Genomic DNA, 23,592 nt, shown 5'->3' with positions numbered 1-23,592 from the left:
CCGGATAGTTACAGTTCATCTTTCTCCAAATAGTAATGTGCCGATCCTGATAATTGTCGCCCCCTCGGCGATAGCCGTCATAAAATCGCCGGACATCCCCATTGACAAATGCCTGAAACCTGGGTCATCCGGATAATAAGCATTCCGGACCTCAGCAAAAAGACCTGCCAGCCTCCGATAACAAGACCTGGTCTCGACATCATCTCCGGTAATTGCGGGAATCGTCATCAGACCCTCGACCGAAAGACCGTCAACATATCGTAAACGATCCATAAAAGCAAGCAATAACGAAGGCTTAACTCCATATTTCGCCTTATCATGAGAGACATTAACCTGCACCAGAACCGATTGCCGATAGCCTCCGACAAGGGCCTGCCGGCCCAGCTGGCGGGCCAGCTCCAGCGAATCCAGGGAGTGCAGCATAAAAAAACGAGCATCAAAATACCTGGCCTTATTGCGTTGCAAATGACCGATAAAATGCCATTTAAGGGGTAAGTTCAAAACCGCGGCCTGTTCGATCTTCGGCAAGCAATCCTGCATGTAATTTTCGCCAAAATGCAGCTGCCCACATTGATAAGCATCGGCAACAACCGCAAAAGAAAAAGTTTTGCTAACCGCAACCAAAGTAATGTCCTCCGGTCGGCGTCCAGACTCAGCGCAGACTAGTGCGATCTGCCTTCGCACAGCTGCTAAACGCAGCGAAAATTGTGATGTTTCAAGCATAAATAACCTACTGAAGCAGCTAATTTATTCCCCGTTTATTCAGACATCCATAGACATCGAAATTCATCAAACCGCAATTATCTTGAATTCCAGGAGTTTGGATACCACCAACGGCAAGGGCAGGCCGATCACCGTCGTCGGCGAGCCCTTGATCCCCTCGACAAAAAAGGCTCCCAACTCCTGCATGGCATACGCGCCGGCCTTATCCATGGGTTCGCCGCTGCCGACATAGGCCGCGATCAAGGAGGGTGATAAAACTGAAAAACGGACCTGTGTCGCATCCGCGCATGAAAATTCAGAATTAAGGCTCAGATTATGCAAAGAGAAAGCAGTGATTACCTGATGCCAGTTACCGGCCAGAGCCTGCAACATGGAACAAGCCTCGTCCTGATCGCGCGGCTTGCCGAGAATCCGACCCTCCCGAACGACAATCGTATCGGCCGCCAGAACCCAATCGTAGACATAGTCACGGGCGACCATAGCGGCTTTTTCACCGGCCAGACGGAGGCAATAAGCCTCAGGCTCCTCAGACGGCAAGGGAGATTCATCAACGTCAGCCCCCTTTTGTATGAAATCCAAACCTAAACGCCGCAATAATTCAACCCGCCGGGGTGATTGGGAAGCGAGAACCAAAGGACGAATATTTTTAAAAAGCATGATCAACCATTTCGACTATGTTTACGAAAAAGATAAAGCAAAAAACAGCTTCCCACTCCGAAAAGAAAGACGCTGATCCACTGCGAGGTCGAAAACCCCGCAAAAGAACCACGTGGATCGCCGCGAAAACATTCAACCAGAAAACGAAAGAGGCTGTAAAAAACCAGGTAGAGAGCCACGGCAAGTCCACGCACAGGAAAACGTCGCGGAACATAAACCAAAAGCACAAACAACAAAAGATTAGCCAGAGTATGATAAATTTGCGTCGGGTGCAAAGGTACATGCAAAGGCGCATGGCTTAAAGGGTCGCTGAATTTAACCGCAAAAAACAAATCACAAGGTTTACCGTAACAGCACCCCGCGGAAAAACAGCCCAGGCGCCCGATCGCCTGCGCCAACGCCAGCGCCGGCGCCGCGATATCAAGAATTTCAAGCACCTTGTAGGATGATTTCCGTAGACGCTGGATAAAAACCGGAACCGCCACGAGAAAACCACCATAAAAAACCAAGCCGCCCTCCCACAATTTGAAGACGGCGAGAAGATCGTGCCTAAAGTAAGCAAAATTCAGGATTACATAAAATAACCGGGCGCCGATCAAGGCCGAGAGAATCACATAAAAAAAGAGATCATGAAAGATCTCCGGTTCGACTCCCCGCCTCCGCCCTTCCCGGGTAGTCCATAGTACCGCCAGCAAAAAACCCAGGGCGACAAAAAAACCGTAAGCATGCAGGGTCAGTGGCCCTACTTTAATCAAAACTGGATGCATTCTGTTTCCACATCAATAAAAGAACCTCGCATAACAACAACGACACCCCTATACTGATTGCGCAATCGGCGACATTAAAAGCCGGAAAATGATAGTCACCCCAATAAAAATCAAGAAAATCCACAACTTTATGATAACGCCAGCGATCGATTATATTGCCGAGCGCCCCACCGACAACCATAGCCAGAGCCAGACGACTAAAAAGTGTGAGGGCTTGATCATAAAAATAATAAATCACCACGGCCACAGTGGTTATCCCGGAAACTGCCAGCAACACCCAGGCTTTATAAACACAGTTAATCCCACTGAAGACTCCGAACGCCACCCCGGAATTCATGACCAAGGTTAATGAAAAAAAACCATCGATTACCTTTTGGCTGTAGACCGAAGACAACCGCTGCAGAACGATTATCTTACTCAATTGATCAATAAAAAGCACCCCCGCGACGATCAAAAACAAAAAAACCAGTCGACCGAAGGAAGAGTCCCGGAAAAAAGAGAAAAACCCTTTCCTCGGCGCAGCCGCCGGCTCACAAAGAATATTCCCCGCAGACATCACCACCGCCAGCTATCGCCCTTTCACAGCAGCCCGCGCCTTTAGGCGCAGGGCCTGTAAACGGATAAAGCCCTCGGCATCGAACTGATTGTAAACCTGATCCTCTTCAAAGGTCGCCATTTCCGGCTGATAAAGTGAATTATCTGATTTCCGGCCGACCACCATACAATTACCCTTATAGAGTTTGAGACGAGCGGTGCCGCAGATATTTTCCTGAGTTTTATCAACCAGGGCCTGCAGGGCGTCACGCTCGGGAGCAAACCAGAAACCATTATAAACCATACGGGCGTATTCGGGCATGAGTGAATCACGCAGATGCATGGCCTCACGATCCATAGTCAGCGATTCAACCGCACGCCGAGCATGCAGCAAGATGGTGCCGCCAGGAGTTTCGTAAACTCCTCGGGATTTCATTCCGACAAAACGATTTTCCACCATGTCGACCCGGCCGATACCATGGGCTCCACCCAGTTCATTGAGCCACGCCAACAGTGCAGCCGGGCTCAAACACTCACCATTAACCGCCACCGGATCACCCTTGACAAAATCAATCTCGACATATTCAGCCCGGTTGGGAGCCTGTTCAGGAGAAACCGTCAGTTGAAACATATCCTCCTTGGGCTCATGCCAGGGATCTTCAAGCACACCGCCTTCGAAACTGATATGAAGAAGGTTTCGATCCGAACTGTAGGGCTTATCCTTGGACACCGGAATTGGAATATTATGGCTCGCGGCGTAATTAATCAGCTTTTCACGAGAATTGAGCCCCCAGTTACTACGCCAGGGAGCAATCACTTTGATCTGGGGCTCAAGCCCATAAAAAGTCAACTCAAAACGAACCTGATCATTGCCTTTGCCGGTGGCCCCATGCGCGACGGCATCCGCCCCTTCCAGGCGAGCGATTTCGATCTGCCGTTTTGCAATCAGAGGCCGGGCTATGGAAGTGCCCAGCAAATAAACACCTTCATAAACCGCATTGGCGCGAAACATCGGAAAGACAAAATCCCGCACGAATTCTTCACGCAGGTCATCGACATAGATTTTTGAAGCCCCGGTCGCCAAAGCTTTTTCCTTGATACCTCCAAGTTCTGCTCCTTGGCCGATGTCAGCGGCAAAAGCAATGACCTCACAGTTATATTCTTCTTTCAACCAGGTTAGTATAACCGAGGTGTCGAGCCCCCCGGAATAAGCCAGAACGATCTTTTTTATATCACTCATCGTCAGAATCTCCCAACATCGCGAATTACAAATCAATTTTATAGCACCTCATCAGTTCATTTTCGGTTTTAAAAACAAGAAAATGTTCTGATAAGAGTACTTATTTGCGGGCCGTGAAGGCCCCCATTTTGGTTGCGGGATTACTCCCGCATTAGACAGGCTTACTTGCGATTTACTTCAATCAGCTGATCCCAGCAGGGTCAGCAACAAAGCTTTCTGGACATGCAGCCGGTTCTCCGCCTGGGTGAAAATAACATCCTGACAGCGCTCGAAAACAGCTGCCGTAATCTCTTCTCCCCGATGGGCCGGCAGACAATGCAACACCAGAGCCCCAGGGGCTGCGATCCGTAAAAGCTCGTCATTGATCTGGTAACCTTGAAAAACCCGGCGGCGGATCGCGGCTTCTTTCTCCTGCCCCATGCTCGCCCAGACATCGGTATTCAAAACCCGGGCTCCGGCGGCCGCCGCTGAAGCCTCGGTCAGAACTTCAACCCGACCGGCGCCGGCATCCTGGTTAAAGCGAGCTAGGACTCCGGCATCCGGCTCATAACCGCGAGGACAAGCGAGTTTCAGATGCAACCCAAAAATCCGGGCCGCATTGATCCAGGAATTGGCCATATTATTGCCATCTCCGATATAGGCGATGGGCAAGCCTTGCAATTCCTCATAAACAAGACCAAGCTGCTCCATAATCGTAAAAACATCAGTCAGTACCTGACAGGGGTGAACCAGATCGGTCAGACCATTAATCACCGGAATACTCGCATAGCGGGCCATCAACTCAACATCTTCATGCGCGTAGGTGCGCACCATGATGCCATCGACATAACGCGACAGCACCCGAGCCGTGTCCTCAAGGGGCTCGCCGCGGCCCACCTGAGTGGCCGCCGAACTCATAAAAATCGCATGGCCGCCAAGTTGAAACATACCGACCTCGAAAGAAACCCGGGTGCGGGTTGAGGACTTGGTGAAAATCATAGCCAGTGTTTTTCCAGTCAGCGACCGTGCATATTTCCGGGGATCAGATTTCAGCCGAACCGCAAGACTCAGAACCTCTCCCAGCTGCTCCCCGGACCACTGCGCCAGATCAAGAAAATGTTCAGGTCGCGGATTTTGTGACATCACTCAGCACCTCGGTCAAAATCGCAAGCAGGGATTCAAGTTCGACCTCCTTGATAATCAGCGGCGGGGTCAGACGCAAAGTATTGCTTCCGGCCGAGCCCACCAGCAGGCCACGCTGAAGACAGGCGCCGACCACCTCGGCAACCGGTATTTTGAGATCGACCCCGAACATCAGACCAAGTCCGCGTATCTCGCCCAGCAATTGGGGGAAAACGCCGCGCAGACGTTCAAGCCCTTTCCGAAGAAAGTCACCGCGTTCATTCACCCGGTCAATCAGACCGGTCTCCCGCAGGGTTTCCAGTACAGCCAGCGCCGCCGCCGCGGCCAGCGGATTGCCGCCGAAGGTTGAGGCGTGACTGCCGGGCCCGAAATGACTGATGATCCGGTCACCGGCAAGCATCGCTCCGATCGGAAAACCGTTACCCAGGGCTTTAGCCGTGGTCAGAATGTCGGGGACAATCGAGCTTTGTTGATAGGCGAAAAAGGTCCCGGTACGACCGACGCCGGTCTGCACCTCATCCAAAAGCAGAAGGATCTTGTGCGCGTCGCAGATTTCCCGCAGACAAACGAGATAGTCGGGAGCCGGAACAATGACCCCGCCTTCGCCCTGGACCGGTTCCACCAGGACCGCGCAGGTCTTTTCCGTAATCGCCGCCGCCACCGCCGCCGGATCATTAAAGGGAACGTAATCAAAACCATCAAGCAGGGGATTGTAACCGATCTGCACCTTTTCCTGGCCGGTGGCGGCAATCGTCGCCATCGTCCGCCCGTGAAAGGAGCGCTGCATGGTAATAATGCGCTTGGCTCCCTCACCCAAAACCTCATGCCCGTAGCGTCGAGCCAGCTTAATCGCGGCTTCGTTGGCCTCGGCCCCGGAGTTACAGAAAAAAGCCTTGCCTCCGAAGGCCATCTCTCCCAGAAGCCGGCCCAGACGGGCCTGAGGCTCGATATGATAGAGATTGGAAACATGGAGCAGGCGGCCAGCCTGTTCGACAATCGCAGCCGTCACGCGCGGATGGCAATGGCCCAGATTGCAGACCGCGATTCCGGCCAGGCAATCAAGATACTCCCGACCCTCGGCATCCCAGACCTTTACCCCCTCACCGCGAACCAGGGCCACGGGGAAACGGTTATAGGTCGGAGCAAGGTGTTTTTGGGTCAGCGCGAAAACTTCTTCCGATTTACTCATTATTTAATTCTCCCGGCCGGATTTACGACTCGGCACCGGTCAAACAAAGAGATAAAAATATGGGGTTAAAAAATCAAGTAAGTCCCGGAATCTTAAGACCACCGGTGAGTTTGCTCATTTCGTCGGCCATCATCGCTTGGGCTTCCCGCAGGGCCTGATTAACCGCGGCCAGAATCAAATCCTGCAGCATTTCGATATCCTCGGGGTCAACCACGGCCGGTTCAAGAACAATCGAAAGAATTTCCTGCCGGCCGTTTGCCACGACTTTGACCATGCCGCCGCCGGCCGCCGCCTCGACCTGACGCTTGCCAACCTCTTCCTGCATTTTCGCCATTCGCGCCTGCATCTGCTGCGCCTGCTTCATCAGGTTTCCCATCCCTTTAGCCATACGCTTTCTCCTTACGAAAACATTACCTTGATAACCGGCAACTACTCAGCCAACCCGGAATGTCCGAATTTACACGGTTCGATTCGAGCGGTTAATCACTTGCCTGAATAATTACGTTAACTGTTTAAATTGGGCGGCTTATCGTAATGCCGCCGGCTAATCTTAAAAAGCCCACAAAGGCAAGCGCCAAGAAATAATCCTGAAGCATCAAAAGCCTTCCGACCTCAGACAAAGGATTAAGGCCTGCGCGCCTTGATTTCAACGACTCGACCCCCAAAGCGATCGCTGATAAAACGAATGCTGGGATCGTTAAAAATCTCCTCCTTGCTCGGCAGGGGACGCCGGGAGCCACCGCCATTACGAACCGGGCCGGAAGTCTCGCCCCCCGGCTTTAACTCCAGCAGTTCGAGCTCAACGCATTCGGCGTGGCCCAGAAACTCAGCCCAGAGCGCCAGGAGGTCGGATCTTGCACCCGGGTTATCGAGCAACAGCCGGGCATGCGGCGCGACCTTAATCCGCAGACGCTCAGCCGCCCCAACTTCCCGTCGGGAGCGCTGCAGCAGAGCACCGAGTCGCGCCTCTCGCGCCGCCACGAAGACCAGGAAATCACGCCACTGCAACTCAAGATTCGCAGGGGGGACGGTCTGATTTAAAACCTGGGGCGAACCGAAATCTTTCCCCCCGGCCGAGCCGCTACAATCCCCGCCACCCACCGTTTCCGATCGAAACGAAGCCGGCGGCGCAACCGGATCAGGAGCGGCAATAAACCTTGACGGCGCCGCGGCCGGCGTGGGCCCGGCATCATCGGACACAGACGAACTCCGCGACAAATCATCATAGACAAAGGGCGGTGGTTCCGGGGGCATCTCCGGCGCCGCCGAACTCGGACGCGGCCCCCGCTCTCCGGACCAACTCCCGGCCCCCAGACGACCGGGCGCCGAAGCAGCTTTCCGCACTTCGGCTTTCGCCACCGCTTCTCTGACGCGCCGCGGTTCCGAAGACAAAACCGAGGGGTTTGCGGGCCGGGCAAAAGCGGAAGCTTGGGACAAATGACCTTCCAGACGTTCGAGCAGCGGGCCCAGAGGCTGCAGATCACGAGCCATGCCGAGTTCCACCAAAGAACTTTCCAGGGTCAGACGGGGGCTCTGCGAGGCCTTTATTTTAATATAGTGCGTCTGCCAGAGATCGAAAAGCTGCTGCCAGTAGGCCAGTGAACGCTCGGCCAGCAAAGGTTCGAGCCGGGCGATGTCATCCGCCCCGATACCCAGTAGTTTTTTGAGTTCGCCGGAAATTTTCAGAAAAAGAACATCCCGCAGATAAAAAAGAAAATCTTCGACAAATTTTTTCAGATCAACCCCGGCCCGCTCAAGTTCGTCGACCAGAAAAATCGCGCCGCCCAAATCTCCCTTGACCAGCTTTTCGAGCAGGCCGAAATTATGCCGGGCTTCAATCAAACCCAGGGCAATACGCAGATCCTCGACCGCGATCATATCCCCCGCATAAGAGCGAACCTGATCAAGCAAGCTCAGGGCGTCGCGCATGCTGCCCCGGGCCTCACGGGCGAGAAGCTCAACGGTTCCTGCTGCAAAGGTCAGATCTTCGCGCCGGCCGATCTCGGTAAGCGTTGCCGCAATCGTGGCGCCGGTTAAACGTCCGAAATCAAAACGCTGACAACGCGACAGAATCGTCATCGGCACCTTGTGAGCGTCGGTTGTCGCCATGATGAACTTGATATGGGCGGGAGGTTCTTCCAGAGTTTTTAAAAGAGCGTTGAAAGCCTCCGGGGTCAGCATGTGAACTTCGTCGATAATATAAATCTTGTAAGGCGAAGTCTGAGGCAGGTAGGTGACGTTATCGCGCAACAGACGAATCTCGCCGACGCCGCGATTGGAAGCGCCGTCAATCTCGATCACATCGGCGGCATTGCCGGCGGTTACCGCGAGGCAGTTTCCACATTGATTGCACGGCTCGGGGGCGGGCCCCCGGCGACAATTCAAAGCCTTGGCCAGAATCCGCGCCGCCGAGGTCTTTCCGACCCCCCGGGTTCCGGTAAAGAGAAAAGCGTGCCCGACCCGATTCGCTCGAATTGCGTTCTGCAGGGTTCGGGCGATATGCTCCAAACCGGCGAGTTCGGCAAAACGCTGCGGGCGCCACTTGCGCGCCAAAACCTGATAAACCGTTTCAGTCATGCAACCCCACCAATTGTTTTTCCTTCGCCGCTGCGCTTTTCACCCAAAAAGTTGTCCCCATGGGTGATAACCAGGCTACCCTGCGGCACACGGCAAGCGGCGCTACCGCTGCTTCCTTCCGGACCTGACGGGGTTCACGCCGTCGCCGTTGCACAGGACCTGGTTATCACCCATGGGGACAAAAATGGCGGCAGCCTTAAAAGCCGCTATCCCAAATGCCTAACTTTTTTGTAACCGTGCAGACAGCCCGCAAGATCTCCGCGGTTCAATTCGAGCAGATAATCACCTAGCTGAACAGTCACACTCTTCTTATGCAAATGGCGGAGAGAGGGGGATTCGAACCCCCGGTACGGTTTCCCGCACACACGCTTTCCAGGCGTGCACCTTCAGCCTCTCGGTCATCTCTCCGGACCGGTGAAACCGCTCCGATTAGCAAATAAAACAAGCCCTGTCAAGCTCTATAATCTCACGGCCCCTAAAATCGGCCTGTAGAAACCACATCTCGCCCCATTCCCGGAAAAGCCAATCGCCGACTTTCATCAACCCGGCACGGCTTTTGCGCGCATTCACGCCAGGTGCGAATCGTGATAATTTAGCGCTCTTCTTCGCGGACCGAAAAGCGGCAATGAGGTTGCGGGATTATACCCGCACCAGCAGTAACAGAAGAAGATGGAGCCGTTACGAAGCCATCCGTAACCAGTCACCTCGGTATCTTGCTTTACAAGCAGCGAAAAAGCCGCATGCCGGCTCAAGGAGAAAATGACTCAGCCCACGCTCCCCCGACAAATAAAAATTACGGCCTTGGTCCTAGCGGCCGGAGAAGCCCGGCGCTTCGGCCAGGCAAAGCAGCTGCTCCCTTGGGGAGCCGGAGAAACCATTTTAAGTCACGTACTCCGTCAACTAAGTGAAACACCAGGAATCGACACGATTAACGTCATTCTCGGAGCCCGGCTGACCGAAATTCGCAAACAGCTGAAATTAGCCTTGCAAACGGTCAACATTATCCCTAACCCAACCTGGCAAGAGGGCATGTTCAGTTCAATTCGCGCCGGCCTGGACTATTGCGCCGGACAAAACCCGGCCCCGGCGGACGGCATTTTGGTCCTGCTCGGCGATATGCCCTTTGTCAGTTCAGCCCTGCTTAAAAAATTCATCGGGGCGGCCACCAGGGAAGGCAGCACCCCGGTCATCGCCACGGAAAATGGCCGGCCGGCCCATCCCTACCTGCTGCGAGCCCGGCATATCGGTGAGATTTTATCCTTAAGCGGTGAATTCGGCATCCGACCCTTCATCCAAAAACATTTTGCCGAAGCCGTAAAAATCGCAGTCGACAACCAAGCCGGGCGCCGCGACATCGATACCTGGGAAAGCTATTTCACTCTGCGCCCCAGCGACTCAGCCGCGGTCATTTCAACCTATCACCCCGTAACACCACCCGAATAAATGGCCTATTAATTGCTTTATTCGAATCATTATGAATGTGGCAGATAAAAAACGCCGGCGAAGTTTTTTCAGGGCTGCGGCGCGGACCTGAAAATCAAGTGAGAACCCACAAATACAACTCGACTCAACATGGAATTTTGCTGGAAAGATCTGCTGCAGACCCTGGAAAAAGAAGGGCGGGCCGCCCTGTGCACGATTATCGAGCGACGAGGCTCCGTTCCCCGTGAGGTTGGAGCCCGAATGCTGGTGCGGCCCGACGGCTCGATCAGCGGCACCATCGGCGGCGGCATCGGCGAGCATGAGGTCATCAAAGCGGCTTTGCAAAATTTGCATCTCGGTTTAAGCCGGGAACTGAACTTTTCCCTGGCCGGTGAACAGGGGCTGGATTCAGCCGCGATCTGCGGCGGCAACTTTACGATTTTCATTGCTTGTTGGGAAAAAAATGAAGACGGAGATCTGGCCGCCGGCATCTGCGTTAACCTGGAACAAGGGAAAACACCCTGGCTGCTGGAAACCCGCCCACAAGGCGGGCCCGGAAAAACCCTTCGCGCTCTGTACAACCAGGAACACCGGCAAGCTATCACCACCTTCGGGAAGTCCGGCGTTCCGCCGCTCCACCTGAATCCGCCAACAATCGACACAAACCCTGAAGCGGCGGTTCGCCCGGTAGAAATCGCGGGCCTGGACTGCCTGCTTTCGCATATCATTCCAGCTCCGCAAATGATCATTTTCGGGGGCGGACATCTGGCCCGACCTTTGGTCGAAATGGCCGCATGGTGCCGTTTTGCGGTAACGGTTATCGACGACCGCCCGGAGTTTTCGAATCGCGAACGCTTTCCGGCGGCCGACCGCGTCCTGACCGCTGACATGGAAGATATCCGCGGTTTTCACCAACCCGGCCCCCAGGTCTATCTGATACTGATTACCCGGGAACATAAACATGATTATATTCTACTGAAACAACTGCTCGGCACTGAATATGCCTATCTCGGCATGATCGGCAGCCGGAGGCGAACCAGCCAGGTAAAACAACGACTGCTTGACGAAGGTTTCAGCGAAAACGAAATCAAAAGACTCTGCTCCCCGATAGGCCTTGAGATCGGAGCCCAAACCCCGGCCGAGATTGCGATCAGCATCATGGCTGAAATCATCTTGAAAAAACACCAACAAGGAGCCTGATAAATGAAAAAAGAGCTGATCACTCTCCACATCAACGGCGACGATTACGAGCTTGCGGTTTATCCCTGGCGCACCCTGAACGAAATTCTGCGCGACGAACTCCACCTGACCGGCACCAAACACGGCTGCGGCACCGGTGACTGCGGGGCCTGCACGGTGCTGCTCGACAATCAGAGCGTTTCTTCCTGCCTGACCCTGGCGATCGAGGCCGCCGGTCATAAAATCACGACGATCGAAGGCCTGGCCGGAAAGGAAAAAGCCGCCGACCCGGAACACCAGGAACTCCACCCGCTGCAGGAGTCATTTATCGCCAAGGGTGCGATTCAGTGCGGCTTCTGCACCCCGGGAATGATTTTGTCGAGCAAGTTCCTTCTCGACCATACTCCACTCCCGAATGAATCCGAGATTCGCGCCGGTCTCTCCGGTAACCTCTGCCGCTGCACCGGTTACAATAAAATAGTCGAGGCGATTGCCGACGCCGCCACTAAACTTCAGGAGAAATAACCTTGACTCTGCCCAAATTCAATTTTCTCGCGCCCACCACCCTGGCCGAAGCCTGCGCGCTTCTGGAAAAGCACCAGGGCCGAATCAAACTTAAAGCCGGCGGCACCGACATGCTGGTCCGTCTGTCGCACCGGGCCGTCAAACCCGATTACCTGCTCAGCATCAAACAGCTGCCGGGCTTGAATGAAATCAGCCATGATCAGGAAAACGGTCTGACCATCGGCGCGCTGGCGCTGTTACGCCAGGTTGAAAGTCATCCGCTGATTCTGGAAAAAGCCCCGATGGTAGCCCGGGCCGCACACGCCACGGCCACGGTCCAGATTCGCAACATGGGTACGGTCATGGGCAATCTCTGCAACGCCTCGCCCTCGGCCGACAACATTCCGACCCTGATGGCGATGAACGCCTCGATTACCACGGTTTCCGGAAAAGGGGCCCGGGAAATCCCCCTGGACGAATTTTTTCTCGGGCCGGGACGAACCGCCCTGGCCGCCGATGAAATCGCGACCGCCATCAAAGTTCCGGCGGCCTCTCTGCAAAACGGCGTCAGCTACCAGAAGATTTCGCCGCGCTCCAAGGTCGATATCGCGGCCGTCAATATCGGGGCGATGATTGCTCTCGACGCGGAAAAAAGATGTCGGGAGGTGCGTATCGTCATGGGCGCGGTCGGGCCGACGCCGCTACACGCGATGCAGGCCGAGGCTTTTCTGCCGGGCAAATTTCTCAACGAAGAAACCCTGGCCGAGGCCGGCCGTCTGGCGGCCGAAGACGCCGCCCCGATCTCAGATGTCCGAGCCAGCCGTGAATATCGTAAACTGATGGTCGAAGTTCTGACCAAACGGGCTCTGCTGGAAGCCGCGGGCCTGGCTTAGAAACAACGGACCGTCCAGATTACCAACCACCCGCGGAAAAACCCGGGATTTCCCGGCGAAACCGTGGTTTTAAACAAAAGGATCTACCTCATGAGTGAAAAACTTGATTATTCGGTGGTCGGCAAAAGCCTGCCCCGTTCCGACGCTAGAATCAAGGCGGTCGGCGCGGCCAAGTACGCGGATGACATTTTTCTCCCCGGCATGCTTTACGGCAAACTGCTGCGCAGTCCGGTAGCCCACGCCCGCATCAAAAGCATCGACACCAGCGCGGCCGAAGCCCTGCCCGGCGTCAAATGCGTGATTACCGGCCAGGATATTCCAAAAATCAAATACGGCAACTGGCGCCTGGTCCCGGAAAGCCAGGATGAATACGCCCTGGCCATCGACAAGGTTCGGTTTATCGGTGACGAGGTCGCGGCGGTGGCGGCCCTCGACAAGGACAGCGCCGAAGAAGCGATTCGCCTGATTCGGGTTGAATACGAAGAGCTGCCCGGAGCCTACTCGGTTGAGGAAGCTTTGGCCGCCGTCGCCCCGGTAATTCACGACGAATATCACCAGGACATTCCCAATATCAGTCTCGACCGGAAAATCGAATACGGTGATCTTGACCGCGCTTTCGCCGAAGCCGACCTCGTACTTGACGATGTCTTTACAGTGCACGCCACCAGTCACGCCTACATGGAACCCTGCGCCTGCGTTGCCGAATACGATCATGATGGCCGCCTGACGATCTGGACCTCGACACAGACCCCCTATTTTGTCCAGTGCCTGCTGGCCCTGACCCTGGAAATGCGGGAAAACGACATTCGCGTCATCAAACCTTTTGTCGGCGGCGGTTTCGGCGGCAAGATGGAAATGCGTCCCTGGGAATTCTGCGCCGCCTTCATGGCCCGCAAGCTTGGTCGCCCGGTCAAGTTCACTTTGACCCGGGAAGAGGAACTGGCCACTGGCCGGCGGCGCCACCCGATGCGGATTCACTCGAAGGTTGCGTTTCGTAAAGACGGCATGATTCTGGGCAAGGAATTCAACGTCTATCTCGACGGCGGCGCCTACAACAGCATGGGACCGACCGCCTGCTTTTTATGCGGAAATTTCGGGGCCATGCTCTACAATTATCCCAATTATCGTTACTACGGTGCTCATGTTTACACCAATAAGCCCCCGGCCGGCGCAATGCGCGGCTTCGGCGCGCCCCAGGCCCTGTTCGTCGCTGAAACCCAGATGAACATGGCGGCCGAAAAACTCGGTCTCGATCCACTGGATATTCGCCTGATGAACGCCATGGAAACCGGCGACGAAATCCCAGGCGTGGCCACGATTTCTAGCTGCGGCTTCAAGGAATCGCTGGAAAAGGTCGCGGAGATGACCGACTGGCGCAACAAACGCAAAAATCTTAAACCCGGGCAAGGTATCGGCCTGGGCTGTTACAGTTTTATTTCGGGCGGGGTTTTCAACTGGTTCAACACCCGCTACAACTTTACGCGGGCCGAGGTGCGCGCCTTTGATGACGGCACCGTCCACCTGTTGACCATGGCCTCCGACATCGGCCAGGGCTGCGATACGGTTTTACGCCAGATTCTGGCCGAGGAACTTGGCCTGCAGGTTGGTGATATCCGCCTGACCGCGGCCGATACGGCGGTCACGCCGCAGGCCGATCTCGGCACCTGGGGCAGCCGGGTGACCCTGATGGCCGGCAACGCCGTGCGCAAGGCGGCGCAGCAGGTCAAGGAAGAACTTTTCAGGGTTGTCTCCCTGAAATTCGATCTCAATGTCATTCATGATTTACGCTGTGGCGACGGCAAGATTTTCCCCGCCAACCGCCCGGATCGGGCCGTGCCTTTCGGCGAAGCCGTCAAGATGGCCCAGCGCGCCAATCGGGGTGAGCCGATTATCGGTTACGGCTCCTACACCCCGCGCAACAAGGGGCTGGTGACTCCGGCTTTCAGCTTCGGAGCCCAGGTGGCGGAATGCCAGGTGGACAAAGAAACCGGCGCCGTTGAGGTCAAATACATGACCACCGCCCACGACTGCGGCACACCGATCAACCCGATGTCGGTCGAAGGCCAGCTCGAAGGTTCGGTTCACATGGGTCTGGGTTATGCCCTGTGCGAACAGTTTATCATGAAGGAAGGCAAGACCCTGACCACCACCTTTCTCGATTACAAGATTCCCTGCGCCGAGGATATGCCGCCGGGGGTCTCGGTCCATATCGATACCTATGAACCGGACGGTCCCTTCGGCGCCAAGGAAGCCGGTGAAGGCCTGGTTTCGCCGACCGCGCCGGCGATTGCCGACGCCGTCTACAACGCCACCGGCTACCGTTGCATGGATCTGCCGATTACTCCGCAAAAGATTCTGACCGGCATCGGCCGCATCAGGGAAATATAAACCGGGGAAAACACTTCAGGAGATCATTAATCTTGTGAAAAAAAAGGAAGACCCGAAAAAGCTTACAAACGGCTTCAGGGTTATCCAGGCAGGCCGGCGACCGCCCTGCCTGGACCCCGGCTATGCCTTCTGCCGCGGCTGTTTCGGCTGGCAGAATATGATCGACGCCGCGACCGGCGAAAATCCCATCTGGCGTCGGGCCGAAATTCACTGCAGTGAAACCGGCTTAACGGTCCGCCTGGCCCTCGACAACAACAATCCGCATAATCCCACCGGCAAAAAAGAAAAACCGGTCCGCCCCTGCCCTTCCTCCTTTCCCATCAGCGCAGGAGCAACCTCGCGGCCATAACTTGAAAAGATAGTTTCGCCGCGAACGAGACGGCTTCAGACCGTTGCACTCTCGGGGGTTAACCGGGTTTTGCGCAATTTGACCGTCCGCAACCAAACGCCACCGCAGCCCAAGGGATGAAAACGCCCCGACTCAACTTTAGAAAACGCTTGTTAGTCGGCCATTAAAATGCTACACCTCGGGGCTGAAAATGAATACCAACAACGGAAAAGGCGGAAAAGGCGGAAAAGGCGCCGACCTTTAGCAGCACGACAACCATCCCCAAAGGAAAAATTTTGCCGGAACTTCCCGAAGTTGAAACCATCGCCGCGGCGTTGCGCGGCCCGCTGCCGGGCCGTCGCATCACCGACATCAAGACCCGCTGTCTACAACTGCGCCGGCCGCTGCCGCTGGCGGAACTGGCGAAGCTGGTCAACGAAACCATCCTTGCCGTGGAACGCCGGGCTAAATATCTGTTGCTGACCATCAGCAACGGACACGTACTGCTGCTGCATTTAGGCATGACCGGCACCTTACGCCTTGATCCCCCGACGGCTCTTCCCGGACGCCATGACCACCTGGATCTCGAACTTGACCGCAACCTGATTCTGCGCTTTCGCGACCCGCGCAAGTTCGGCCTGGTGGCCGTGGTTAAACCGAATCCCGATGGCGGCGTGCAGGAACTTGCAGCCCTGGCCCCGGAACCACTGAGCGCTGATTTTTCGACCGCCTATTTTTATGAACTCAGCCGCAAGCGAAACACCCCGGTAAAAAACTTTATCATGGATCAGCACCGGGTGGTCGGGGTCGGCAATATCTACGCCAGCGAATGCCTGTTTCGCGCCCAAATCCTGCCGAGCACGCCGGTCGGCAGGCTCAGCCGGGAACGCTGCCACGATCTGGTAAACAGAATCAAGGAGGTCCTGAGCGAGGCTATCGCCAGCGGCGGCACCACGATTTCCGACTTCCACGCCGTCGACGGCAGCGAGGGGGCCTTTGTCCGCAAACTGGAAGTTTACGGCCGCAACGGTGAAGCTTGCCTAAAATGTCAAAAACCGATAGAAAGAACGGTCATCGGCGGGCGCGCCACCTTCTTCTGCCCCCGGTGTCAAAAAGCCTAGAAATTGCCGGCCCGTAAAACGCGGGCCGTTTTATAAGGTCTTCACGAGAAAACCCCGGACAGCCCGGAAATTTTAACGCTTCTAAGGAGGTAAAAAATGAGTCGTTCATTTTGCCCGGTACAGGCCGACAGCGCCCTGATCATAGTCGATTACCAGGATGCGATCCTGAACACCTTTGCGGCCAAGATTCGCGAGCAGCTGCACCGACAGACCCTGCTCTGCATTCGTATGGCGCAGCAGCTGCAGCTGCCGATCATCGTGCTTGAACAGTATCCCAAAGGGTTGGGCGCCACCAATGCAGAAGTCCGGGAGCTTCTCGGCAAGGATTATCAACCTCTGGACAAAAAGGTTTTTTCCGGCGCCGGCCTGATTCAGGAGCGGCTGCCGGAGCTGAAACGCAACCAGCTGCTGATCATCGGCATCGAGACCCATATTTGCGTCATGCAGACCGCAGTTGACCTGCTGGACATTGGTTACGCGCTCTTTCTGCTGACCGATGTCGTCGGCTCCCGCTACACCCACGACTGGCGGGCGGGCTGTGATCTGATTACCCGGGCCGGTGGTCTGCCGACAACCCTGCAAACGGTTCTTTATAACTATCTGGGCGCGGCCGAGGGGCCGAATTTCAAGAATATGCTGCCGTTTTTAAAGCAGTGAAATGCAGTAAACCATAACTTGGGCTCTGCGGTTCAAGAACCAGCAAAGCTGATTTTATACTGAGCGACCTGGCTCGACACGGAAAGAATGATCATGGATGACGCGATAATCCGCAAAATCAAACAGGTGGTCTCCGCCAATTTCAACAACAGCTGCGGGCACTACCAGGATTTTGAAGAAAAACATGGTTTTTTTGCCGCCCTGACACTGAAACTGGCGGCGCTGGCCGGAGTCGGAAAAGGCTCGCAAGTGCTTGATATCGGCTGCGGAAATGGCGCCTCGGCCGCGATTCTGAGCCGAGAACTCGAATGCGAGGTTTTAGGCTTTGACCTTTCTCCCGGCATGATTGAACAGGGTCGACAGCTGATCCATGATTCCAGGGTCAGACTGGAAGTCGGTGACGCGGCCACCCCGGAGACGGTAACCAAAGGGAAAAAGTTTGATGCCGCCCTCTATAACGCGGCCATCTTCATTATTCCCGATGCCGAAAAGAGTCTCCGCGCGGCAGCGGCCTGCCTCAAGCCGGAAGGGTCACTGGGTTTTTCCTTCTACCCGCAGATCCTGGCCGCCGACGGCAGCGAACTCTTTCCCTTGTGTTTTGAGCGCTGCGCCTTGCCGAGACCCAAAGCCCAGGTGGTCACCAGTTATGAAAAAGCCTTGCAGGGGCTGCAACAATGTTGCCGGGAAGTCATCGAAGGCAGCTGGGAATTTCCCTATACGGAAAGCTTTCTTTGTGATTTCTTTTCAATTCCGGCGCAGTCCGCCTCACTTTTCCCCCGGCTTGACTACGAAGAGCGCCGTCAACTGGTGCCTAAGCTCTTTGCCGCCCTGCAAGCGGAAGCGGCGACAACCAGAATCGTCTGGCGTCTGGCGGCGGGCCGAATATAGAAGTCACCCCAAACGATGAATCGATAATCAGCAAGAACCGTAACCGGCCATTCTTGCAAAGGAAAGTTAAGCCATGGATTACAATAACAACCAAGCCGACAAGGATCTGGCCGTGGTCTTGGTGGTCGGCAGGGATCGCAGCGGCATTGTCGCCCAGATTTCCGATTTTCTCTGGAAAGAGGAAATCAATATCGAGGATATTTCACAGAAAATCATGCAGGGTATCTTCGTGATGGCAATGCTTGTTGATCTTGCTAACGCCCGCAGCGATCTCGGGGTACTGGCCCCCAAAATCGAAAAGCTCGGAGACAAAATCGGTCTTTCGATCCAGATTCAGCATCAGCGGATTTTCACGGCCATGCACCGGGTTTAGCGGGAGAAAAAGCGAAATGCCATTAGACGTGTCCCTGGAAGAAATTTACGAAACCTACCGCATGACCGAAAAGGAGCATTTCGATATTCGGGCCGTGACTCTGGGCATCAATCTGCTGCCCTGTACTGCGGACGACTTCGATCAGCTCTGCCGCCGGGTCGAGAAAAAAATCATAACGACCGCCCGGCAATTTGTTAAAAGAGCGGAACAGGTTGATGCCCGCTTCGGAATTCCAATCATCAACAAACGCCTGACGATTACACCGGCGGCCCTGGTTCTGGCCGGAGCCCTGACCGGGAATGCCGAAGAAGACCGGTTCCGAGTGGTGCGTTTTGCCCATTTGCTGGATCATTGCGCCCACGAGGTCGGGGTTGATTTTCTCGGCGGCTTTGGCGCCTTGGCGGAGAAAGGCATGACCTACGCCGATCAGGCTCTGGTTGACGCGATTCCGGAAGCCCTGGGCTCAACCGAAAAAATCTGCGGCTGCATTAATCTGGCCAGCAGTAAGTCGGGAATCAACATGCGGGGGGTCGCCAAAATCGGCTCGGTGATCCGGGATCTGGCCTTAAACAGCGAAAACGCCATCGGAGCCGCCAAGTTCGTCGTTTTCGCCAACGCCGTCAGTGATAATCCCTTCATGGCCGGTGGCTTTCATGGCGTGCAGGAAGCCGACAACGTCCTGAATATCGGAATCTCCGGCCCCGGCGTCGTGCGACGCACGGTAGAGGCCGCCCCGCGGGACCTGCCCCTGGATAAGATTGCCGAGCTCATCAAAAAAACCGCCTTCAAGATCACTCGGGCCGGCGAGCTCGTCGGGCGTGAACTGGCCCGCGACCTGGGCGTACGCTTCGGCTCACTCGATCTTTCCCTGGCCCCGACGACGGCGGTCGGCGACAGTGTCGGGCGCATCCTTGAAGCCATGGGCCTGGAAAGAGTCGGCACTCACGGTTCCACTGCGGCCCTGGCCCTGCTCACCGATGCCGTTAAAAAAGGAGGTCTCATGGCCTCCAGTCACATCGGCGGCCTGAGCGGGGCTTTTGTGCCGGTAAGCGAGGATATCGGTCTATCGGAAGCGGTCAGGTGCGGAGCGCTGACCATCGACAAGCTCGAAGCCATGACCACGGTCTGCTCCGTCGGACTTGATATGATTCCGGTCCCCGGCGACACCAAGACCACGACGATCTCGGCCATCATCGCCGATGAGCTGGCCATCGGAGTCATGAACAATAAAACCACGGCCGTGCGCCTGATTCCGGTGCCCGGCAAAAAAGCCGGTGATATGGTTTCCTGGGGCGGACTTCTGGGCGAGGCCTGGATTGTACCGCTGCATCAGGAAAGCAGCGACTACTTTATCTGGCGCAAGGGGCAGATTCCTGCACCAGTCACAAGTTTCAGAAATTGATTTCAACCCGCGCCGCGGACGCAGACATTTAAAAGGGCCGGAATGAGGCTGGTTGCATGATTAAAAACATTGATAAACGAGATCAGTATCTGATTGACGATTTCAAGCTGGAAGAAAGCTGGCGAATGTTTAAAATCATGGCAGAGTTCGTTGAAGGTTTCGAACAGCTTGCCAGCATAGGACCGGCGGTTTCGGTCTTCGGTTCGGCCCGAACCAGTCCCGAGCATCTTGATTATCGACAGGCCCTCTATCTGGGCAATCTCCTGGCCAAGGAGAAGATCACCGTGATTACAGGGGGCGGCCCCGGCATCATGGAAGCCGCCAACCGCGGCGCTAAGGAAGCCGGGGGCACTTCCATCGGCCTGAATATCACTCTGCCGATGGAACAAAAACCAAACGAGTTCACCTCTCGTCTGGTCTCCTTTAAATACTTCTTCGTCCGCAAGGTCATGCTCATCAAGTACGCCCGCGCTTTCGTGGTCTTTCCGGGTGGATACGGCACCATGGACGAAACCTTTGAAGCCCTGACTCTGATTCAAACCAACAAGATCAAACCTTTTCCCATCATTCTCTACGGTTCCCACTTCTGGCGCAATCTGACGGAATGGTTTCAGGATGAACTGGTGAGCGCCGGACTTATCGCGGAAGACGATCTCGATCTTTTTCAGGTCAGTGACGATGTTGAAGAAGTGGTCGACATCGTCAGACAGTACATTTTCGAAAGACCCGAGTACGAATAAAAAAACCTCGCCTCAGGCTTGGGGCCGCAAAAAAGGCGCAAGCCCAAGACTTCACTCGAATGCGGGAATAAGCCCCCCAACCCAAACGGCCTTGTCGGCCCGCACCTGACGGAGCTTCCGCTGGTCACAAAGAAGCACTCTCATCAGTTCATCTTCTTGTTTTTTAAACCGAGAATGAACTGTCAGGTACTAAAATGATTTTGTGCTCCATCAGGGAGATGCGACGGAGTGCGGCATCAACAAGTTTTTGTTCCCCGAAAATATTTTCCAGCAGAATCTTGCCTCCCTCGGGTTTCAGAATATAAACCCCCTCCATAACCAAGTTTTCCCGGCCATCTTGCTCAAGATAGGCATTTGCTTCACACATTTTTGCTCAGCTCCTCATTGATCAAAAAAATCAGATTATCGATCAGAACCGGCAAATGCTCCCTCTGCACCCCGACAACTTCGACATTTTCCTGATTCAGGGGAAGGAGAAATTTTTTCGCCGGCCCGGAGGCAATGGCTGTAGCCATGGCTGGAGTCAGTTCTCCCATCATGGCGTGGGCCATAATGACAGAAATCGTCCCGACCACGATATCCGCACGCCCCACGGAACGAACAATCGCGTTCTCACCGGTGGCTCCACGATTAGCCCGAACCTTCATCATGGCGGAAGTGGCTATCGCATTGGTTCCCAGTGCCCAGACCTCAACTTTTTCGCCATACTCCTCTTTCAGACGCCGGATAATCGCACTACCGATCCCTCCGCCCTGACCGTCTACGACCGCTACCCGCATCACTTAATGCCCTCATTGAATAATGTTGCCCGGGAAAAGACTTCCCGCAGACCACGTTTTCCTCATCCCGCGCCCGGCTTTACCTCAGGCAGCGCTATTGGTAATTCAGATCGGGTATCTTATGCCAGAGTTAAACTTTTCGCAACCTGAAAAACCAATAAAAATTTAGCGCACATTGTGGTTACAAAAGAACGTCGCAACCCAGAATCACGGCAACGGTTCGCGACGCCACATAAAGCACCTTCTCGAAAGCCATTCATTTCAGTTCAATCCAGTAATTTGCCTCTTGACAAGAAAGTTTTCAGTGCTATCTTATGTGAGGCCTCACGTTTTTAATGGTTTTATGCGGACATGATTTTTGAGTTCGTCTTTTTTTTGATGTATTTTTCTGTAATTTCAACAACCTGAGGATTTACTAATGAGTGAAAAATGTAGTGACGGCGCGACCTGCGGCAGCTGTAGCAGTTCCGAAAAATGTTCCGCGGAAGAAAAAAAAGCCCGTGAGGAAGAGGTTTTAAATTCCCGTCTCTCCCACATCAAACATCGCCTGGTGGTCATGAGCGGCAAGGGTGGAGTCGGCAAAAGTACGGTTGCGGTCAGTCTCGCGGTCTGTCTCGCCAGACAAGGATATCGAGTCGGACTGCTCGACGCCGACATTCATGGTCCCAATATCCCCAAGATGCTGGGCCTCGACAACAAACGCCTGCAAGCTGGTGAAAACGGCATTATTCCGGAACCTGCCATGGAAAACCTAACCGTGGTCTCGATGGCGTTTCTCCTTGAAAACCAGGATAATCCGATTGTTTGGCGCGGCCCGTTGAAACATACGGTCATTCGCCAGTTCGTCGCGGATGTGCAGTGGGGCGAACTTGACTTTCTGATTGTTGACCTGCCGCCGGGAACCGGGGATGAGGCTTTGAGCGTGGCCCAGGTGATCAAGCCGTTGGATGGCAGCATTATCGTCACCACTCCCCAGGACGTGGCCCTGCTCGACTCGCGTAAATCCGTGGTCTTCAGTCAGCAGATCGAGGTTCCGGTACTGGGCATCGTCGAAAACATGAGCGGCTTCAAATGCCCCCATTGCCGGCAATCCATAGATCTTTTTAAACAAGGTGGCGGCCGTAAGGCGGCTGGGGATCTTCAGGTACCTTTTCTGGGAGCGGTTCCCCTTGATCCTCAGGTTGTCATCCAGGGAGATGCCGGCAAACCCTTTGTCACGACCTTTCCCGACACCCCGGCAGCGGCGGTTTTCAAAGAGATCGTGGCGAAAATTGAAACCTCCGTCAACGCCTAAAGGCTTGCGGAAACAGTGACAAAAAGCTACGGTTGTTTTTCCCGCGAAAAAGGTTTATACTGCTTGTAAGAATTGACTCAATCAAGCCGTGTCACGACAAGTAAAATTACTGCAGGAGGTAACTGGATGGAAACTCTGGAATGCATCGCTCAACGTCGCAGTGTCAGAAAATTCACCGAACAGGAAGTCAGCAACCAGCAGCTCAAAGAGCTGATGCAGGCCGCCCGCCTAGCTCCCTCCTGGGCAAATACCCAGTGCTGGGAATTTGTTATCGTCAGAGACACCGCGACAAAGGCAAAACTGGCCGAAACCCTGCCCGAAGGCAATCCGGCCCGCAAGGCGGCCGCGAATGCCCCGGTGTTGCTCGTCGCCTGCGGCAAACTCGGCACCTCTGGTTTTTACAAAGGCCAGGCCGCAACCAGCAAGGGTGACAACTGGTATCTTTTCGATGTCGGGCTGGCGGTCCAGAATATCTCTCTGGCGGCTCATGCCATGGGGCTGGGTACGGTGATTCTCGGTCTTTTCGATGCTGAGGCGGCCGGCAACATCCTGAACCTGCCGGATTCAGTGAAGGTAGTTTCCATGGTGCCTCTCGGCTACCCTCTCAAAGAGGGGGGAACAGCCCCGACCCGCAAACCTCTGTGTGAGTTTGTGTTCAGCAATCGCTATGAAAACGGCTGGGTTTCCGGTGACGAACAGAATCTCTGCTTTCTGGGAGAAGACATGTAAGGATGCGGCGGGAATCCGCTCCCTAAAAAGATATTTTAACTCCCGAAAAAAGCGCCGCCTCTACTTGGGCGAACAATCCGAGGCGG

General features: G+C 54.9%; 25 protein-coding genes, 1 tRNA gene and 1 other RNA gene. 14 read left to right on the top strand and 13 right to left on the bottom strand.

Going from position 1 to position 23,592, the window contains the following annotated elements; genetic code table 11:
* Positions 1–15: 15 nt before the first annotated feature.
* The 11 genes from ENN66_06995 to ENN66_06945 form a co-directional block, all read right to left on the bottom strand.
* Complete coding sequence (locus tag ENN66_06995; GenBank protein ID HDS16345.1) at positions 16–723, bottom strand: YggS family pyridoxal phosphate-dependent enzyme; 708 nt, start codon at positions 721–723, stop codon at positions 16–18.
* Between the two features lie 66 nt (positions 724–789).
* Complete coding sequence (gene maf, locus ENN66_06990; GenBank protein HDS16344.1) at positions 790–1,380, bottom strand: septum formation protein Maf; 591 nt, start codon at positions 1,378–1,380, stop codon at positions 790–792.
* Between the two features lie 2 nt (positions 1,381–1,382).
* Positions 1,383–2,147, bottom strand: coding sequence for a prolipoprotein diacylglyceryl transferase (lgt, locus tag ENN66_06985; protein HDS16343.1), 765 nt, complete (start codon positions 2,145–2,147; stop codon positions 1,383–1,385).
* The gene (gene lspA, locus ENN66_06980) at positions 2,128–2,703 is read right to left on the bottom strand and encodes a signal peptidase II (GenBank protein ID HDS16342.1); all 576 of its coding nucleotides are present in this window, start codon (positions 2,701–2,703) and stop codon (positions 2,128–2,130) included. Before lspA ends, lgt begins: the two co-directional genes overlap by 20 nt.
* Positions 2,704–2,715: 12 nt before the next feature.
* Complete coding sequence (locus tag ENN66_06975) at positions 2,716–3,927, bottom strand: argininosuccinate synthase (protein ID HDS16341.1); 1,212 nt, start codon at positions 3,925–3,927, stop codon at positions 2,716–2,718.
* A gap of 171 nt (positions 3,928–4,098) precedes the next feature.
* The gene (gene argF, locus ENN66_06970) at positions 4,099–5,043 is read right to left on the bottom strand and encodes an ornithine carbamoyltransferase (GenBank protein ID HDS16340.1); all 945 of its coding nucleotides are present in this window, start codon (positions 5,041–5,043) and stop codon (positions 4,099–4,101) included.
* Positions 5,021–6,232 (bottom strand): aspartate aminotransferase family protein, encoded by a 1,212-nt coding sequence (locus ENN66_06965; GenBank protein HDS16339.1) that lies wholly within the window; start codon positions 6,230–6,232, stop codon positions 5,021–5,023. The genes argF and ENN66_06965 overlap by 23 nt, the downstream gene beginning before the upstream one ends.
* Before the next feature lie 73 nt (positions 6,233–6,305).
* The gene (locus ENN66_06960) at positions 6,306–6,620 is read right to left on the bottom strand and encodes a YbaB/EbfC family nucleoid-associated protein (GenBank protein ID HDS16338.1); all 315 of its coding nucleotides are present in this window, start codon (positions 6,618–6,620) and stop codon (positions 6,306–6,308) included.
* A 236-nt stretch (positions 6,621–6,856) separates the two neighbouring features.
* Positions 6,857–8,809 carry a DNA polymerase III subunit gamma/tau gene (gene dnaX / locus ENN66_06955; GenBank protein HDS16337.1) on the bottom strand — a complete coding sequence of 651 codons (1,953 nt, stop codon included), beginning with the start codon at positions 8,807–8,809 and terminating at the stop codon, positions 6,857–6,859.
* Positions 8,810–8,874: 65 nt separating this feature from the next.
* Positions 8,875–8,974, bottom strand: an RNA gene (gene ffs, locus ENN66_06950) — signal recognition particle sRNA small type.
* A gap of 153 nt (positions 8,975–9,127) precedes the next feature.
* Positions 9,128–9,217, bottom strand: a tRNA-Ser gene (locus tag ENN66_06945).
* A gap of 351 nt (positions 9,218–9,568) precedes the next feature.
* Here ENN66_06945 and ENN66_06940 point away from each other — a divergent pair.
* The 12 genes from ENN66_06940 (at position 9,569) to ENN66_06885 (ending at position 20,704) form a co-directional block, all read left to right on the top strand.
* Entirely contained in the window at positions 9,569–10,252 is a 684-nt protein-coding gene (locus ENN66_06940) for a nucleotidyltransferase family protein (GenBank protein ID HDS16336.1), read from the top strand.
* A gap of 129 nt (positions 10,253–10,381) precedes the next feature.
* On the top strand, positions 10,382–11,431 hold the full coding sequence (locus tag ENN66_06935) for an XdhC/CoxI family protein (GenBank protein ID HDS16335.1): 1,050 nt from the start codon (positions 10,382–10,384) through the stop codon (positions 11,429–11,431).
* A gap of 3 nt (positions 11,432–11,434) precedes the next feature.
* Positions 11,435–11,935: a (2Fe-2S)-binding protein gene (locus ENN66_06930; protein HDS16334.1), complete on the top strand. Its 501-nt coding sequence runs from the start codon at positions 11,435–11,437 to the stop codon at positions 11,933–11,935.
* Between the two features lie 2 nt (positions 11,936–11,937).
* Complete coding sequence (locus ENN66_06925) at positions 11,938–12,807, top strand: xanthine dehydrogenase family protein subunit M (GenBank protein HDS16333.1); 870 nt, start codon at positions 11,938–11,940, stop codon at positions 12,805–12,807.
* A gap of 90 nt (positions 12,808–12,897) precedes the next feature.
* Complete coding sequence (locus tag ENN66_06920; protein ID HDS16332.1) at positions 12,898–15,195, top strand: 4-hydroxybenzoyl-CoA reductase; 2,298 nt, start codon at positions 12,898–12,900, stop codon at positions 15,193–15,195.
* 34 nt (positions 15,196–15,229) lie between these two features.
* Positions 15,230–15,544 (top strand): hypothetical protein, encoded by a 315-nt coding sequence (locus ENN66_06915; protein ID HDS16331.1) that lies wholly within the window; start codon positions 15,230–15,232, stop codon positions 15,542–15,544.
* A gap of 275 nt (positions 15,545–15,819) precedes the next feature.
* Positions 15,820–16,644 (top strand): bifunctional DNA-formamidopyrimidine glycosylase/DNA-(apurinic or apyrimidinic site) lyase, encoded by an 825-nt coding sequence (gene mutM, locus ENN66_06910; GenBank protein HDS16330.1) that lies wholly within the window; start codon positions 15,820–15,822, stop codon positions 16,642–16,644.
* A 96-nt stretch (positions 16,645–16,740) separates the two neighbouring features.
* On the top strand, positions 16,741–17,301 hold the full coding sequence (locus tag ENN66_06905; GenBank protein HDS16329.1) for an isochorismatase family protein: 561 nt from the start codon (positions 16,741–16,743) through the stop codon (positions 17,299–17,301).
* An 87-nt stretch (positions 17,302–17,388) separates the two neighbouring features.
* Entirely contained in the window at positions 17,389–18,189 is an 801-nt protein-coding gene (locus ENN66_06900) for a class I SAM-dependent methyltransferase (GenBank protein HDS16328.1), read from the top strand.
* A gap of 73 nt (positions 18,190–18,262) precedes the next feature.
* On the top strand, positions 18,263–18,562 hold the full coding sequence (locus ENN66_06895) for an ACT domain-containing protein (GenBank protein HDS16327.1): 300 nt from the start codon (positions 18,263–18,265) through the stop codon (positions 18,560–18,562).
* Positions 18,563–18,590: 28 nt separating this feature from the next.
* Positions 18,591–19,964 carry a PFL family protein gene (locus ENN66_06890; protein HDS16326.1) on the top strand — a complete coding sequence of 458 codons (1,374 nt, stop codon included), beginning with the start codon at positions 18,591–18,593 and terminating at the stop codon, positions 19,962–19,964.
* Between the two features lie 56 nt (positions 19,965–20,020).
* Positions 20,021–20,704, top strand: coding sequence for a TIGR00730 family Rossman fold protein (locus ENN66_06885; protein ID HDS16325.1), 684 nt, complete (start codon positions 20,021–20,023; stop codon positions 20,702–20,704).
* 163 nt (positions 20,705–20,867) lie between these two features.
* Here ENN66_06885 and ENN66_06880 read toward each other — a convergent pair whose 3' ends face one another.
* Both ENN66_06880 and ENN66_06875 read right to left on the bottom strand, forming a co-directional pair.
* A complete protein-coding gene (locus tag ENN66_06880) occupies positions 20,868–21,071 on the bottom strand; it encodes a CooT family nickel-binding protein (protein HDS16324.1) in 204 nt (67 codons plus the stop codon).
* Positions 21,064–21,483 (bottom strand): DUF3842 family protein, encoded by a 420-nt coding sequence (locus ENN66_06875; protein HDS16323.1) that lies wholly within the window; start codon positions 21,481–21,483, stop codon positions 21,064–21,066. Before ENN66_06875 ends, ENN66_06880 begins: the two co-directional genes overlap by 8 nt.
* Before the next feature lie 418 nt (positions 21,484–21,901).
* Here ENN66_06875 and ENN66_06870 point away from each other — a divergent pair, with 418 nt between their 5' ends.
* Positions 21,902–22,777: an ATP-binding protein gene (locus tag ENN66_06870; GenBank protein ID HDS16322.1), complete on the top strand. Its 876-nt coding sequence runs from the start codon at positions 21,902–21,904 to the stop codon at positions 22,775–22,777.
* 126 nt (positions 22,778–22,903) lie between these two features.
* Positions 22,904–23,506, top strand: a complete 603-nt coding sequence (locus ENN66_06865; protein HDS16321.1) for a nitroreductase — start codon at positions 22,904–22,906, stop codon at positions 23,504–23,506.
* Positions 23,507–23,592 lie beyond the last annotated feature (86 nt).

The organism is Pseudomonadota bacterium (assembly GCA_011049115.1).
In the GTDB taxonomy this organism is placed as follows: domain Bacteria; phylum Desulfobacterota; class Anaeroferrophillalia; order Anaeroferrophillales; family Tharpellaceae; genus DSCM01.
Note: the sequence above shows the minus strand (reverse complement) of the source record. Positions and strands in the feature narration are given on the sequence as shown.